This window comes from Exiguobacterium sp. s40, from assembly GCF_018617905.1.
GTDB classification, from domain to species: Bacteria; Bacillota; Bacilli; order Exiguobacteriales; family Exiguobacteriaceae; genus Exiguobacterium; species Exiguobacterium mexicanum_A.
In genome coordinates, this window is record NZ_JACSLC010000007.1 from 1 (window position 1) to 15,613 (window position 15,613).

The 15,613-nt window shown below is 48.4% G+C and carries 13 protein-coding genes and 1 rRNA gene; 5 read left to right on the plus strand and 9 right to left on the minus strand.

Features of this window, described 5'->3' with window-relative positions:
* The 8 genes from KNP02_RS08160 to dnaA all read right to left on the minus strand — a co-directional run.
* A 16S ribosomal RNA gene (locus KNP02_RS08160) occupies positions 1-193 on the minus strand; the annotation flags it as partial.
* A gap of 225 nt (positions 194-418) precedes the next feature.
* The gene (locus KNP02_RS08165; protein ID WP_214708176.1) at positions 419-1,408 is read right to left on the minus strand and encodes an HD-GYP domain-containing protein; all 990 of its coding nucleotides are present in this window, start codon (positions 1,406-1,408) and stop codon (positions 419-421) included.
* A gap of 62 nt (positions 1,409-1,470) precedes the next feature.
* Positions 1,471-4,041, minus strand: coding sequence for a DNA gyrase subunit A (gene gyrA / locus KNP02_RS08170; RefSeq protein WP_034780292.1), 2,571 nt, complete (start codon positions 4,039-4,041; stop codon positions 1,471-1,473).
* Positions 4,042-4,063: 22 nt separating this feature from the next.
* Complete coding sequence (gyrB, locus tag KNP02_RS08175) at positions 4,064-5,992, minus strand: DNA topoisomerase (ATP-hydrolyzing) subunit B (RefSeq protein ID WP_034780293.1); 1,929 nt, start codon at positions 5,990-5,992, stop codon at positions 4,064-4,066.
* Between the two features lie 54 nt (positions 5,993-6,046).
* Entirely contained in the window at positions 6,047-7,165 is a 1,119-nt protein-coding gene (gene recF / locus KNP02_RS08180) for a DNA replication/repair protein RecF (RefSeq protein ID WP_034780294.1), read from the minus strand.
* Between the two features lies 1 nt (position 7,166).
* The gene (gene yaaA / locus KNP02_RS08185; RefSeq protein WP_034780295.1) at positions 7,167-7,382 is read right to left on the minus strand and encodes a S4 domain-containing protein YaaA; all 216 of its coding nucleotides are present in this window, start codon (positions 7,380-7,382) and stop codon (positions 7,167-7,169) included.
* Positions 7,383-7,517: 135 nt separating this feature from the next.
* Positions 7,518-8,657: a DNA polymerase III subunit beta gene (dnaN, locus tag KNP02_RS08190; RefSeq protein WP_034780296.1), complete on the minus strand. Its 1,140-nt coding sequence runs from the start codon at positions 8,655-8,657 to the stop codon at positions 7,518-7,520.
* A 197-nt stretch (positions 8,658-8,854) separates the two neighbouring features.
* Positions 8,855-10,228 carry a chromosomal replication initiator protein DnaA gene (dnaA, locus tag KNP02_RS08195; protein WP_214708178.1) on the minus strand — a complete coding sequence of 458 codons (1,374 nt, stop codon included), beginning with the start codon at positions 10,226-10,228 and terminating at the stop codon, positions 8,855-8,857.
* A gap of 771 nt (positions 10,229-10,999) precedes the next feature.
* On the opposite strand from dnaA, the gene rpmH reads away from it, so the two are divergent.
* From rpmH to KNP02_RS08215, 4 genes are all read left to right on the plus strand, one after another.
* Positions 11,000-11,134 (plus strand): 50S ribosomal protein L34, encoded by a 135-nt coding sequence (gene rpmH, locus KNP02_RS08200; protein ID WP_015880216.1) that lies wholly within the window; start codon positions 11,000-11,002, stop codon positions 11,132-11,134.
* Between the two features lie 167 nt (positions 11,135-11,301).
* Positions 11,302-11,655, plus strand: coding sequence for a ribonuclease P protein component (gene rnpA / locus KNP02_RS08205; RefSeq protein WP_034780297.1), 354 nt, complete (start codon positions 11,302-11,304; stop codon positions 11,653-11,655).
* 102 nt (positions 11,656-11,757) lie between these two features.
* Complete coding sequence (yidC, locus tag KNP02_RS08210; RefSeq protein WP_034780298.1) at positions 11,758-12,618, plus strand: membrane protein insertase YidC; 861 nt, start codon at positions 11,758-11,760, stop codon at positions 12,616-12,618.
* A 121-nt stretch (positions 12,619-12,739) separates the two neighbouring features.
* Positions 12,740-13,282, plus strand: coding sequence for an HdeD family acid-resistance protein (locus KNP02_RS08215; protein WP_214708180.1), 543 nt, complete (start codon positions 12,740-12,742; stop codon positions 13,280-13,282).
* Positions 13,283-13,298: 16 nt separating this feature from the next.
* Here the strand turns inward: KNP02_RS08215 and KNP02_RS08220 are convergent, their stop codons facing one another.
* A complete protein-coding gene (locus KNP02_RS08220; protein ID WP_214708182.1) occupies positions 13,299-14,051 on the minus strand; it encodes a nucleotidyltransferase domain-containing protein in 753 nt (250 codons plus the stop codon).
* A 170-nt stretch (positions 14,052-14,221) separates the two neighbouring features.
* Between KNP02_RS08220 and mnmE the strand changes: the two genes are divergently transcribed.
* A complete protein-coding gene (gene mnmE / locus KNP02_RS08225; protein WP_214708184.1) occupies positions 14,222-15,601 on the plus strand; it encodes a tRNA uridine-5-carboxymethylaminomethyl(34) synthesis GTPase MnmE in 1,380 nt (459 codons plus the stop codon).
* Positions 15,602-15,613 lie beyond the last annotated feature (12 nt).

Below are 15,613 nucleotides of genomic sequence, written 5' to 3' on the forward strand. Positions count from 1 at the left end.
CCATCCGGTATTAGCCCCGATTTCTCGTGGTTATCCCAGACCTGAGGGCAGGTTCTTTACGTGTTACTCACCCGTCCGCCGCTCATTCCATCGACTTCCCCCCGAAGGGTTCCGTCGACTTCCTGCGCTCGACTTGCATGTATTAGGCACGCCGCCAGCGTTCGTCCTGAGCCAGGATCAAACTCTCCAAAGAATTTGATATAGCTCTTTAAAAATGACGAAGCTTGCGCTTCATTCAAAAATTGTAAAACTTTTTTTGCCTCATCGTTCAGTTTTCAAAGTTCGTCTGCCGCTCTTAGCGACTCATTAATAATAGCACCTGCTCTACTATTCGTCAACTATAAAAATAAAATATTTTAAAAGAATAAAAATGTGGTGTGTTCTCGGTCGCCACTATATAGAAGAAACACACCACAGATCATTGGAATGCAATGATTCGAACTTCATCTAAACAAGTCAAATCGTACATTTCTTGCGTCGGTTCAGATATGACAATCGGTTGTTCGACGTTCGGTGTATAGTTACAGATTGTACCTCGAACCCCACTACTCAACAACACGGTTCGACCAACTTCATAAAATCCAAGCAATGTCGCCAAAAGGGTAAGTGCTTCCCCATCGTAAGCTTCATTTTGCCACATATAGAAATATGCCTCTTCCGGTGTCAAAGCGTCTCGAAATGTTCGTGGGGCTGTCAACTGACAAAATCGATCTGCCACAATGAACAGCGGCGAGGCCGGATGGAGCGACCGCTCCTCGAGACGATTCGGAAAGCCAGAACCATCAAGACGCTCATGGTGTTCCGCAACCAATTTACTGACGCGCTGGCGCAACGTCTGATCTTGAGGCAACATCACCATCGATACGAGTGGATGTTGATACAATAACTCTCGTTCCATTTTTGTGAAATAACGCATATGCGACCATTTTCGAATTTTTGCGTAGCTGGCGTCTGCAAAATACGAGGCGATGCCGTAGTCGAACTGGAGTCGATGTTCATCCCCCCGATACTTGGACAAGGTCCTTGCAACGAGTGCACGATAAATCGCATGATGAATGACGTGATTTTTTCGGAGTGGTTGTTTCGTGAAAAATGTAACGATAGCTGATAATGGATAATCACGACGAAACAATTGATGGATAAACTCTAAGGCTTCATAGGGATTCGGAGCAATCCGTTCCTCCCATTGATTATAGTGACGTTCATATTGGAGGATCTTCTCACACAAATCGCGTTCTTCTTCTTGCGTGAAGCGACGACGTTCCACAGGAGCAACTTCAATCGTCTCCACTTTTAAAAACCGAAGCAAGCGTAAATGTTCATTCGTCAGTCTAATGCCAGCCTCTAATGAAGAGACCGATGTTTTTAGGACCATCCCTACGTGAACGTTTGAAATAGCGAGTCGCATGCTCATCCCTCCTGATCGTATGAAAACAGGTCGAACGGAAGCTCCGTTCGACCTGTTTCGCCTTATTCGGTCACTTCAGACGATAGGTCGGTTTCTGGTGCTTCACCATCAAATCCATTCTCCATCTCATCTGCTGATTCCTCTTCTAGCTCATCTTTTTTCAATTTTGCGATGGTCGCTAAGCGATCGCCGTCCTCGATGTTCATGACTTTCACACCGCGCGTACTGCGACCCATTTGTGAAATCGTCTGTGCGTCAATTCGAATGGCGACACCGAGCTCGGTCATGAGCATGATATCGTCGTCCTCATCCACGACTCGCATACCGACGACGGTACCGCGGTCGGTCTTGATTCCGATGATTCCAGAACCACCTCGACCTTGCGTACGGAATTGCTCCATTGCGGTACGTTTTCCGTAACCTTTTTCCGTGATGATCAATACGTCTTGTGTCGGTCGTACGATTTCCATCGAGACAACTTGATCATCGTCCTTTTTCAATCGGATGGCACGAACGCCGCGAGCTGTACGGCCCATCGAACGCACTTCCCCTTCAAGTGGGAAACGAATCGACATCCCTTCACGCGTCACAATCAACATTTCGTCGTCGCTCTTCGCGAGACGAACGGTGACGAGTTCATCGGTGTCATTCAAACTGATGGCACGAAGTCCATTTTTATTGATGCGGGCATACGCCGAGAGCGGTGAACGTTTAACGAGTCCTTGTTTCGTAATGAATACGAGCGACAATTGCTCATCCGCCACTTCCGCTTCCGAGTCTTCAGTGCCATCCTCGACGATGGCCTTGTCCGCCAAGTAACTCTGGAAATCGACCGGAATCATCGTTTCGACTTTCTCGCCTTTATCGACTTGGAGCAAGTTGATAATCGGCATCCCTTTCGCTGTACGACTCATCTCAGGAATCTCATAGCCTTTCAAGCGGAAGACACGGCCGAAATTCGTAAAGAAGAGAATCGTATCATGCGTAGATGCAGACAAAAGACGTAACACGAAGTCTTCATCGTTCGTGCCCATTCCTTGTTTCCCTCGTCCACCACGGCGTTGCGTACGATATGAGTCACTCGGGATCGACTTGATGTATCCTTCACTCGTAAGTGTGATCATCATGTCACGGACCGGAATCAAATCTTCATCTTCGAGTTCGATGATGTCCGTACGGATTACCGTCCGACGTGGATCGCCGTAACGCTCTTTGATTTCTGTCAACTCGTTGCGGATGATTTGGAGCAAGAGCTCTTCGTCCCCTAAAATGGCACGAAGTTCTTCGATCAAGGCACGAATCTCACGATACTCGCCTTCGATTTTCTCACGCTCAAGTCCAGTCAAACGTTGAAGACGCATGTCGAGAATGGCTTGTGTCTGTTCAGTCGACAATCCAAAACGAGCGATCAACTTCTCGCGAGCCTCGTCACCGGTCCGTGTACTACGGATGATGGCGATGACTTCGTCCAAATGATCGAGTGCCACGCGCAATCCTTCAAGGATGTGAGCACGTGCCTCAGCCTTGTCGAGGTCGAATTGTGTCCGACGACGAACGACCTCTTTTTGGTGCTCGATATAGTAATAAATTGCCTGCTTCAAGTTGAGTGTCTTCGGTCGACCGCCGACGAGGGCGAGCATGTTGACCCCAAACGTCGTTTGCATCGGCGTCTGTTTGTACAAGTTGTTCAAAATGACGCTGGCATTCGCATCGCGGCGTACTTCGATGACGACACGCATCCCGTTACGGTCTGATTCGTCACGAAGGTCGGTGATGCCTTCGATTTTCTTGTCGCGTACCAAATCGGCAATCTTTTCGACGAGGCGCGCTTTGTTCACTTGATACGGGATTTCATGAACGAGAATGCGCTCACGGCCATTTTTCAACACTTCGATCTCAGCTTTGGCACGCATCGTGATCGATCCACGACCCGTCTCATAGGCGCGGCGAATTCCGCTACGTCCTAAAATCTCACCAGCTGTCGGGAAATCAGGACCAGGAATATGCTGCATCAACTCAGAAATCGTGATATCCGGATTATGCGTCAATGCAAGCACCCCATCAATCACTTCGTTCAAGTTATGCGGCGGTACGTTCGTGGCCATCCCGACTGCAATCCCGCTCGTTCCATTAACCAAGAAGTTCGGGAACCGGGCAGGCATGACGACCGGTTCTTTTTCTTCCCCGTCAAAGTTCGGTTGGTAATCGATTGTATTCTTCCCGATATCACGGACGAGTTCCATCGCAATTTTCGACATCCGCGCTTCTGTGTAACGCATCGCTGCCGCCGAGTCACCGTCGACAGAACCAAAGTTTCCGTGGCCATCTACGAGTTCGTAACGGTAACTAAAGTCTTGCGCCATCCGAACCATCGTCTCGTAAACGGCAGAGTCACCGTGTGGGTGATACTTACCGATAACGTCACCGACAACACGCGCCGATTTCTTATGGGGCTTGTCAGCACGAATTCCAAGTTCGTTCATCGCATAAAGAATGCGGCGGTGAACCGGCTTCAAACCGTCTCGTACATCTGGGAGGGCACGTGACACGATTACGCTCATCGCATAGTCCATGAACGAGGTGCGCATCTCTTGGCTAATATTTATATCCTTGATATTTTCTTGTTCTGCCATTCGTTATTGCCTACCCTTCTTTTTAAATATCGAGGTTTTTCACGTAATGCGCATGTGATTGGATGAAGTCACGTCGCGGCTCGACATTGTCACCCATGAGTGTTTCAAAGATCTCATCCGCCTCAATGGCGTCTTGAAGGTCGACACGAAGCATCGAGCGTGTCTCTGGATTCATCGTCGTGCTCCACAGCTGTTCAGGGTCCATCTCACCGAGACCTTTGTAACGCTGTACACTGTAACGAGCATTTTCTGGAAGCTGTTTAATCGCTTCTTGCAGTTCCCGTTCATTTTGGACGTAGGTGACGTCTTTTCCGTGCTTCAAGCCGTAAAGTGGCGGTTGCGCGATATACACATAGCCGCTTTCAACGAGCGGACGCATGTAACGGTAGAAGAACGTCAAGAGCAGTGTCCGAATGTGGGCTCCATCGACGTCGGCATCGGTCATGATAATCAATTTATGGTACCGCGCCTTCGCGAGATCGAACTCTTCCGCGATCCCAGTCCCGAGCGCCGTAATAATTGTACGAACTTCTTGGTTGGCTAAAATCTTATCGAGTCTCGCTTTTTCGACGTTGATGATTTTACCTCGAATCGGCAAGATCGCTTGGAAGTGACGATCGCGACCTGATTTTGCAGAGCCACCGGCCGAGTCACCCTCGACGATGTACAATTCAGACTTCGATGCATCTTTCGATGAACAGTCTGCTAGTTTCCCAGGCAATGAACTGACTTCGAGGATTCCTTTTCGGCGAGTCATTTCACGAGCACGTTTCGCTGCAAGACGAGCACGTGCCGCCATTAAACCTTTGTCGACAATCAATCGCCCGACAGACGGGTTCTCAAGCAAGAACTGCTCAAACGTGTCTGTGAAGAGCGAGTCTGTCGCTGTACGAGCGTCAGCGTTGCCGAGCTTTGTCTTCGTTTGACCCTCGAACTGTGGCGATGGGTGTTTGACCGAGACAATCGCCGTCAATCCTTCACGTACGTCATCCCCTGACAAGCTACCATCGGCTTCTTTCATGAGACCGAAGCGTTTTGCATAGTCGTTGATCGAACGAGTCAGTGCCGTTTTGAACCCTGTCTCGTGCGTTCCGCCCTCGTGGGTCGGAATGTTGTTCGTGAATGAATAGATGTTGCTCGCAAATCCTTCGTTGTACTGAAGCGCGATCTCAACTTCAATCCCATCCTTCGTGCCATGTACATAGACAGGCTCATCGTGGATTGAGGCTTTTGAGCGGTTCAAGTGTTCAACGTATGACTTGATTCCGCCCTCGTAATGATAGTTGCGTTCAATCGTCTCATCACTGCGCTCGTCTTTTGCGACGATGCGAAGCCCTTTGTTCAGGAAGGCAAGTTCGCGCAGACGTGTGGCGAGTAAATCAAAGTCGTATTCGAGCGTCTCCTCAAAGATATCGCCGTCCGGGAAGAAACGGACAGTCGTACCCGTCGTATCAGTCGTACCAACGATTTCGAGTTCTCCTTGTGGAACACCGCGTTTGAATGATTGGTAGTAGACGTTGCCGTTACGGCGAACGAACACTTCAAGTTTCGTCGACAAGGCGTTAACGACCGAGGCTCCGACGCCGTGCAGACCGCCTGAGACTTTATATCCGCCACCACCGAATTTACCTCCGGCGTGAAGGACCGTGAAAATGACTTCAACGGCTGGACGTCCCGTTTTCTTTTGAACATCGACCGGGATGCCTCGCCCGTTGTCTTCAACGACGACTGAGTTACCCGGCTCGACCGTGACCGTAATCGTGTCACAGTGTCCCGCGAGTGCTTCGTCAATCGAGTTATCGACGATTTCCCATACTAAGTGATGGAGTCCTCGTGAGCTCGTCGAACCGATATACATCCCCGGGCGTTTGCGAACAGCTTCTAACCCTTCAAGTACTTGAATCTGATCGGCACCATAATCTTGCATTTGTTTTTCGTTTTCGTTACTCATCGGTTTCATTCACCTACTATACATGAATTGGTGTTCATATGGATTGGTCTTACTTCATACAGATTCTGTTTCAACTTCGCCCTGTTTCACGTGAAACACCTTTGCTTGTTGAATCGTTTCGTGAGCGATCCCATCAATATTGGTTGTCGTGATAATCGTTTGGACTTTTTGGCCCATCGTATCGAGCAGATGGGTTTGGCGATGGTCGTCTAATTCAGATAACACGTCATCTAACAAGAGTAGCGGATATTCCCCGACCTCTTCGTGAATCAGTTCAATCTCCGCTAGCTTTAAAGACAAAGCCGCTGTGCGCTGCTGACCTTGCGAACCGAACGTTTGGACATTGCGATTGTTGACGTACAACTCAAAATCATCTCGATGCGGACCAAATAACGTCACACCTCGTCTTCGTTCGTTCTCTCTTATTTTATCAAACTTTCGACGATACGTTTCAAACATCGCATCTTTTGGGTAACGTTCTTTTTGGAATGTATCCGATACGTACTGAATCGTCAGTGTCTCCAAGTTTCGCGTGATGCCGGCGTGAATCGGCCCGGCCCATTTTTCGAGTTGATCGATGAAATGATGGCGCCGTGAAACGATTTTCACCGCAAGTTCAATCATTTGATCGGTGAGTACCTCGAGCAGTGTCTCATCCCCGCCTTTGATTGAGAGCTGTTTCAACAGGGCGTTTCGTTGCTTTAGCGTCTTCAAGTACTGGTTTAATTCATGTAGATAAACAGGACTCACTTGCCCGATCTCCATATCTAAAAACCGACGTCGTCCTTGCGGGCTCCCTTTGACGATGGCGAGGTCTTCTGGTGCGAACAGTACGACGTTGAAGGCCCCGACGTAGTCGCTGAGACGACGTTGTTCGAGATGGTTCAATTTCGCTTTTTTCCCTTTCGGTGAAAACGTGAGCGATTGGACCGTCTCACCGGTCCGTTTATGAATCCGCCCTTCGACCATCGCAGCATCCGCTTCCCAGCCGATCAGTTCACGGTCTTGCGTCGTCCGATGTGACTTCGCGAGCGCAAGTACGTAAATCGATTCGAGTAGATTCGTTTTCCCTTGGGCATTTTCCCCGATGAGAACGTTCGTCTGTTCTGAAAAATCTAGCTCGAGGGTTTCGTAGTTGCGGTAGTTTTGCAATCGGATCGACTTTAAGTGCACGTTAGTTCCCCTCGATTTGGAAGTCTCCGAAGCCTTCGACTTCGATCGTATCCCCATCCCGTAGTTTCCGTCCGCGACGTTGATCGACCTCGCCGTTCACTTTAATCTGAACGTCCTCTAAAAAGAACTTCGCTTGGCCTCCGCTTGAAATAATATCAGCCAACTTCAAAAATTGTCCGAGTGTTACATACTCGGTTGTAATCGACACTTTTTGCATGTCGTCACTTCCTTTCTTTCATACTTAGTACAAAAAATCGCCATACTTATTAGTTTATCGAAAAACGTCGAATAAGGCAAAAACGGGGATGATAAGGTGAAACACCTCATCATCCCCGAATCCGCTCCGTCAGATTTAAGACGTACGGACTGGCAAGATCAACTGAAGGACGCTATCCTGTTCGACCGGACGCAAGATGAACGGTCGCATCGAACCCGTAAACTGGATTTCGATTTCTGAAGCATCAAGCGCACGGAGTGCATCCATCACAAATTTAGAGTTGAATGAAATTTTTAACTCTTCTCCTTCAAGCGACAGGATGCTGACGCGTTCTGACACTTTCCCGACTTCTGGAGAGTGGGACGAAACTTCAACCGTCGTCGCTTCTTCCGCGACAAATTTAATGACGTTGTTGCGATCGGCCCGGGCGAGCAGCGAGGCTCGGTCAATTGCCTGCAAGAAATCTTTAGCGTTCAAACGGACCGCTGTCCGGTATTCTTCCGGAATCAAACGTGATGTGTCCGGGTACGCCCCGTCTAAGAGACGTGAGAAGAACGAGATGTTTTTCATTCGGAATAAAATTTGTTGATCCGTCAAAACAATCTCGACTGGCAATTCTTCGCGGTCGAGCAATTTAGCGAGCTCGTTCAATGAGCGGCCCGGTACGACAACGTTTTGGAACGTCAAATCGTTGTCGGTCTCGAACCGTGCCCGACGGAGGGCTAAACGGTGGCTATCCGTGGCGACACAAGTCAAAAATCCTTTTTCAGCTGAGAAGTTAACCCCTGTAAGAACGGGACGTGTCTCTTGAGCTGATACAGCGAAGCTCGTCTGGCGGATGATTGTCTTCAACAAATCAGCCGGCAAGTAAAAACGACGCTCGCTTGAAAGCTCAGGAAGACGTGGGTATTCATCTGGGTCGAGTCCGTTCAAGTGGAATTCGGCTTGTCCTGACTCAATCCGCGTCATAAAGTTTGGAGACACTTCAAGTGTCACTTCATTCGTCGGCAACTTTTTAACAATTTCGCCAAGGAAGCGTGCATTGAGCACGACGCTGCCTGCTCGTTGGATTTGAATGAGTTCGATTCCGCCTTCTTCAATCGGGATTAAGCGTTCGATTGAAATCTCGGTATCACTTCCTGTGAGTGTCAACCCATCGGCATGAGCCTCAAGCTTTAAACCTGTGAGGATTGGAATCGTCGTTCTAGAAGCAACGGCTTTCGATACGTCTTGTACGGCTTGCATGAATACATCTCGCTGAATCGTTAAGTGCATGTGGATAATTCCTCCTAAGTGAACTGAGTCATATAGTTTAATAATAATAGTATTATTTAAGTCATAATAGTAATAAGGGCTGTGGATACTGGGGATAAGTCACTTGAACCACTCGTACTAAGCCATTCTGCCTGTGAATAACATGTGGATAACTATGTGGGATTATCCACAGGATATCCACAGCGAAACACAAGACGTTAGGACAAAGCCTTCTTTAGTGTCTGAATCGTCTCTTGCATCTCTGGATCATGCTTGAGTAACGTACTAATTTTCTCATGAGCGTGGATAACTGTCGTGTGATCACGTCCGCCGAACTCTTCTCCTATCTTAGGAAGCGAGCTTTCCGTCATCTCACGGGACAAGTACATCGCGATTTGACGAGGGAATGCTAGCGTCTTCGTCCGTTTCTTCGCTTTCAGCTCGTCTACTTCAATATTAAAGTGACGACCGACAATCTCTTGAATGTCACGAATGACGATCTTCTTCGCTTCTTGGACCGGCATGATATTGTGCAACGCTTCGGCAGCGACATCCGGATCAATCGGACGACCGACGAGTTTGGCGTAGGCGACGACGCGCGTCAACGCCCCTTCGAGCTCACGAATGTTCGTGTCGATTTGATTGGCGATGTACAGCATGACGTCGTTCGCGATATCAAGCCCTTCTGCTGTCGCCTTCTTACGTAAGATGGCAATCCGCGTTTCGAGGTCAGGCGGTGTGATATCTGTGATAAGACCCCATTCGAACCGCGAACGAAGGCGATCTTCGAGCGTCGGGATCTCTTTAGGCGGTCGGTCGCTAGAAATCACAATCTGTTTTTGGTCGTTATGAAGCGCATTGAACGTATGGAAGAACTCTTCCTGCGTCTGCTCTTTACCGGCCAAGAACTGAATGTCATCAATCAAGAGGACATCGATGTTCCGATAACGGTTACGGAACTCTTCGGTCTTGTTGTCACGAATCGAGTTAATGAACTCATTTGTGAACTTTTCAGATGATACGTAAGCAATTCGTGCGCCAGGCTTTTGCCCTTTCACGTAATGCCCAATCGCATGCATCAAATGTGTCTTGCCGAGTCCGACTCCCCCATAAATGAAGAGCGGGTTATAGGCGCGGGCCGGAGCTTCCGCCACGGCGAGCGAGGCGGCATGGGCAAACCGGTTTCCGGAGCCGATGACAAATGTCTCGAAAATGTATTTGTCATTCAGTTGTCCGAGGTTCCCTTCCTCTTTTGGCAGTACTGGAAGCGGCTGTTCTTTCATTTCTGTGGCAGCAATCGTTTCTTTCGATCCATCCGCAGGTGCATACTTGTGTGCTTGCGACTCCTCGATAAAATGAATCTCAAGCTTGTTGTTTGTCACTTCTTCAATCGTATCTTGTAACAATGACAAGTACTGACGTTCAAGCCAAGTCACAATGAAACTGGCTGGCGCGGCTACGACGAGCGTCGTCCCCATCAACGAAATTCCTTCTGTTGATTTCAACCACATATCAAAGCTGGCTTTTGGCGTTCGTTCCTCTTCTTCAATCAGAGATAAAACATTTCTCCAAATCTCGCGAGCATTCTTCAATGAAAGACCTCCTTTACTCACATGTTGGCGAAACTTATTCACATGATATACACATTCACTATTCTATAGTAGATACTAGGGTTATCCCCAGAGAATAAAAACTGTGGATAACGTTATCCACATGGTGTTGATGTTGGGGATAACAGTTATCCACAGCCTGTGTATATCTTGGAATTGCTAAAAGTTCATCCACAAGTTTGTGCACATTCAGTTTATCAAAATAAAATAGACGTGGCAACGGTTTTTGATATTTATCCACAGACGACCAAAAGAATCCACAGGCAGTTATCCACATGCTGTGTACAGTGTGGATAAACTGTGGATATGTTGTGGATAACTGTTAGTAAGCAAAGTTGTGGTCAGAAAAGTTATACACAAAAGAGGAAGAAGGAATGGAGAAGAATATTTTTTTAAGAGAAGAAAATGAAAAATTAAAAAACGGCATACTTAATTTGTTGAAAAAGAAGGAGTTATTCACATATATGTGTGGATAATTCTTAGGATATGTGGATAAAATGGCTTAAGACAGCTGTTTGTAAAAAAGTCACTGTAAGATTGTTAATTCTCGATGCTACTTAACGCTTCCGTTTCTTCTAAATCGTGCCATCCAGAGATCGTCTCCCCCTCCCCTGGCAATTGATTTCGCCCTAATGGAAAACCTAACGAAAATTCATTGACAATCTGGGGAACTGTTTATATAATCTTAAAGACTGCCTTAAATGAAACTATAACTTGCTAATAGAGCGTTAACCTTGAGGAGGTGCTTTAACCATGAAACCAACTTTCAATCCTAACAACCGTAAGCGTAAGAAAGTCCACGGATTCCGTGCTCGCATGGCGACTAAAAACGGCCGCAACATTCTTGCAGCTCGCCGTCGTAAAGGCCGCAAAGCCTTGACTGTCTAATAAAGATCATGAGATTGCCCGAGGATTTTTCCTTGGGCAATCTTTTTTTATATCGTCACAGAAGTCACACAAACAGACGGAAAAAGCTGATTCGCCCTCGTTGAAATGAATGGGATATGGTATGATGTTAGTTGACGATTTTTGAAGTGAAGGATGGAGTGAGAATTTTGAAAAAAGAATACCGCCTGCAAAAGAATGAAGAGTTCCAAGCGGTGTTTCGTGAAGGACGCTCCGTGGCCAATCGTCAGTTTGTCGTCTACACGCAAAAAGCGGATCAAGCGCACTTCCGGGTCGGACTTTCGGTCAGTAAAAAGCTTGGAAATGCCGTGGAACGAAACCGGATGAAACGATTGATGCGTGAATCACTTCGCTTGCTCGAACCAAACGTGGCTCCGCACAATTACGTCATCATTGCGCGCAAACCTGCGACGTCCCTTACACAAGATGAAGTGACGGAAAGCTTGAAACACGTCTTTAAACGGGCTAAAGTTTGGAAGCAGAGACAAGTCGATCGATCGTAACAATCCGAGCTCGTTCTTTCATATATAACGCGAACTAATTAGGATTGACCGATAGACGTGTGATGAAACAAAAGAATCGATAAAGAAAGCGTAGGAGGAACTATGAGCAAAAAGCTAAAATTAGGATTGTTGGCCGTCATGACCGGCGTCATCATGTTGATGGCTGGTTGTGTCGACCCATCGACGATCCAAGGAGAGCCGATCACGGCTGAGACGGAAGGCTTCTGGTCGAAATACTTTGTTTGGCCATTGGCATGGTTGTTGAAAGAAGCGGCTTACTTAATCGGTGGGACGTGGCAGTACGGGTACTCGATCATCGTTGCAACGATTATCGTTCGTCTCTTGATTTTACCGCTTATGATCAAGCAGACGAAGAGCATGGGTGCGATGCAAGTGTTGCAACCGGAAATGCTCAAGCTTCGTGAGAAGTACAGCTCGAAAGACCAAGAGACGCAACGCAAGCTTCAAGAAGAAATGATGAAGATGTATCAAGAGTATCAAATCAACCCGCTCGCGGGCTGCTTGCCAATCTTGATTCAAATGCCGATCCTCTTCGCGTTCTACGATGCGATCCGTCGGACACCTGAAATCTTTGAAGCGCAGTTCCTTTGGTTCGACCTCGGGGCACCAGATCCGACGTTCATCTTGCCGATTCTCGCGGCAATCTTGACGTTTGCACAGCAAAAAATTTCAATGGCGGGTCAAGAACAAAACCCACAATTGAAAATGATGCTCTACATCTTCCCGGTGATGATCTTCGTCATGTCGATCACCCTTCCGGCCGCCCTCTCGATGTACTGGGTCGTCGGTTACATCATCTCGATCATCGTGACGATGGCAATCATGCTCCCGATGCGTGAGAAGATGAAAGTCCAAGCTGAAGCGAAGATTGCGGCGAAAGAAGCAGAACGTGCCGCGCTTGCTGAAGAAGAGAAGAAGACGAAAAAGAAAAAACGTAAATAAATCCTAAGGCTGTGGATAACCAATCCACAGCCTTTTTTTGTCGCTTCGGATGGATAAAGGCCGAATACGGGAATAAAGGAAGAAGTGGTCTACTTCGTTACATCGGAAAGGGGTCTTTCAAATGGAGACGCTTATCAAACGGTTGGAACGGTCGACATTCATTCAGGCAGCACTTTATGTCATCATCGGTTTACTCATCATCTTATATCCACGTTTCTTTTTTGATGCGATTGTCTATGTGGTCGCGGCTTATTTTGCCATCATCGGTCTAATCGCCATCGTTCAAGGGTTGCGCCACAAACGAAACGGCCTCCCACCCGGCTTTTTTATGGGAATCATCTATCTATTGATCGCCTTGATCGTCTTTTTCTTCGCCGAGACGTTAGCGAGCCTGCTTCCAATCTTCATCGGTGCCCTCTTCTTGTTCGGGGGGATCATCCGGTTGATTCAAGCCGTCGGATTTCGCCGGACGATCGCCAATCGGTGGATGTACTTCATGCTGAGCAGTTTATTGTGGATTGGGATTGGCCTGCTCATGTTGGCGAACCCGTTTGACAGCCTGCTCGTCTTGTTCCAATTGTTCGGCGGTTTTCTCATCGCCGTCGGGGTGATCGAATGGGTGCTCTATTTCACGCTCCGCTCGTCGAGACGTCAGCAAGGATAACGAAAAGCCGCTCACATCAGGAGCGGCTTTTTTCACGGGTGACGAGTCGGTCCAAAAACGGACGAATCATTTCGAACGCAACGGTCGTCTCGAAGAAGGGACGCTCGGCTTCGAGACGGGAGATATACCAGCGAGCGGCTGTCGCATGATGGCCGGGTGTCAACGCTTCATAAAAGGTCCGGATTTCAATCCGCTGCCGGGCGGCCACGTCTTTCAACCCGAGCGCGGCCCGTTCAGGTTCATAGTGAGCGGCAAGTGCGTAAGCGAAATGACTCATGCCTTGCCGGAGCATCTCGACGGCCCAGACATCGTTGCCGCGGTCACGGGCTTTCGTATATTGGAAAAAGAACCAAATCGCATCAAACACGTGTCCGCTCAAATTTTCAACAGATAAAGTGAGCGAACTCGGGTGATGTTGCAGTCGGTGTTCCGGATCGTACAGCACCGTAATTGTGTCTTGATGGTTCAACGTGTCCGCCGTCACCGTGAAGAAGTCGAGATGTAAGAAATCATCATAGACGACGATCAGTTGCGGGGCCACGATATCGATTTCGTCCTCGAGCAGGATCGGGCGATATGTGGCCAGATGGTCGAGGCGGCGCGGCAAGAACTCATTCAGGCTGTCAGAGGCGACCATGACGTACAAGTCGACATCGGAATGTTCGTCCGCTTCACCACGTCCGAACGATCCTTTCAAGAAAATGGCCTGCACATCCTTGTCGGAGATGAGGCTGTCGGTCAATGTGGCGATGGCATCTTGCTGTCGCATTTCATCACGTCCTCCATGGAAATATATTCCTTTATTGTACTAAAGTAATTCCTTGAAATGCAACCGTTGCTCGAGAGGTCGGACTCTTTCGTTCGAGACAAATATCGTGTATAGTAGGTGCGTTATGCATAAGATAGAGGAAGTAGTAAGAAGTATGGGAGGGAAAGATGATGCTAGAGTTTGACACGATTACGGCGATTTCGACGCCGATGGGTGAAGGGGCAATCGGAATCGTCCGCTTGTCCGGTGACCGCGCCGTCGAGACGGTGGGCCGTGTGTTTTCTGGAAAAGATTTGACGAAAGTGGAGTCACATACGATCCATTACGGAAAATTGAAACGTCCTGGCACGGACGAGGTCGTCGATGAAGTCATGGTGAGCATCATGCGCGCACCGAAGACGTTCACGCGAGAAGACGTCGTCGAAATCAATTGCCACGGAGGAATCGTCGCGGTCAATCGTGTCCTCGAACTGATTCTTGAACAACCGGACATCCGCTTGGCAGAACCGGGCGAGTTCACGAAACGCGCCTTTTTAAATGGACGCATCGATTTGTCGCAAGCCGAGGCCGTCATGGATTTGATTCGTGCCAAAACGGATCGGGCCATGAACGTCGCTATGTCACAAATGGAAGGACGTTTGTCACGGCTTGTCCGCGAGTTGCGTCAATTGTTGCTTGAGACGATTGCGGCGGTCGAGGTCAATATCGACTACCCGGAATACGACGCCGAAGAGATGACCCAGGCCATCGTCGAAGACAAGGCGGGCGAAGTGAAACGTGTGCTCGAGCAACTGCTTGAGACGGCGCGACAAGGCAAGATTTTACGAGAAGGGCTCGCGACAGCGATTATCGGTCGGCCGAACGTCGGCAAGTCATCGCTCATGAACACGCTCGTTCAAGAGACGAAAGCGATTGTCACGGAAATCGCCGGCACGACGCGCGATACGATTGAAGAGTATGTGAACGTCAAAGGCGTTCCGCTCAAATTGATTGATACGGCAGGGATTCGCGAGACGGAAGACATCGTCGAGCGGATTGGTGTCGAGAAATCGCGCAAGGCGCTCACGGGCGCGGACTTGATTTTGCTCGTCTTGAACGGGCACGAAGGTCTGACTGTCGAGGATGAGGCCTTGTTTGAGGCGATTGTTGGTATGAATGCGATCATCATCATCAATAAGACGGACTTGCCACAAAGTATGGATTCTTCTAAGCTGGAGAAACTAGCGGCAGGTCGCCCGATCGTGGCGACGTCTCTCTTATTAGAAGAGGGAATCGACGCATTGGAGAAGGCGATCTCGAACTTGTTCTTCGCTAAAGGCGTCGAATCACAGGATATGACATATATCTCGAACGCACGACACATTCAACTCATCAAACGGACGATCGAACAAATCGATGAGGCGCTCGGAAGTGCCGTCATGAATTTGCCGATCGATATGGTCCAAATCGATTTACGACGGGCGTGGGACACGCTCGGCGAGATCAACGGGGACACCGTTCAAGAAAGTTTGATTGATCAACTCTTTTCACAGTTTTGTCTTGGGAAATAATAAGGAGGAACA

Excerpts from the sequence above, each read along its gene's own strand:
- KNP02_RS08220 (WP_214708182.1), bottom strand. The coding sequence starts at position 14,051 with ATGCGACAGCAAGATGCCATCGCCACATTGACCGACAGCCTCATCTCC.
- gyrB (WP_034780293.1), bottom strand. The coding sequence starts at position 5,992 with ATGAGTAACGAAAACGAAAAACAAATGCAAGATTATGGTGCCGATCAG.
- yaaA (WP_034780295.1), bottom strand. The coding sequence starts at position 7,382 with ATGCAAAAAGTGTCGATTACAACCGAGTATGTAACACTCGGACAATTT.
- dnaN (WP_034780296.1), bottom strand. The coding sequence starts at position 8,657 with ATGCACTTAACGATTCAGCGAGATGTATTCATGCAAGCCGTACAAGAC.
- KNP02_RS08215 (WP_214708180.1), top strand. The coding sequence starts at position 12,740 with ATGGAGACGCTTATCAAACGGTTGGAACGGTCGACATTCATTCAGGCA.
- KNP02_RS08165 (WP_214708176.1), bottom strand. The coding sequence starts at position 1,408 with ATGCGACTCGCTATTTCAAACGTTCACGTAGGGATGGTCCTAAAAACA.
- mnmE (WP_214708184.1), top strand. The coding sequence starts at position 14,222 with ATGCTAGAGTTTGACACGATTACGGCGATTTCGACGCCGATGGGTGAA.
- rpmH (WP_015880216.1), top strand. The coding sequence starts at position 11,000 with ATGAAACCAACTTTCAATCCTAACAACCGTAAGCGTAAGAAAGTCCAC.
- gyrA (WP_034780292.1), bottom strand. The coding sequence starts at position 4,041 with ATGGCAGAACAAGAAAATATCAAGGATATAAATATTAGCCAAGAGATG.
- yidC (WP_034780298.1), top strand. The coding sequence starts at position 11,758 with ATGAGCAAAAAGCTAAAATTAGGATTGTTGGCCGTCATGACCGGCGTC.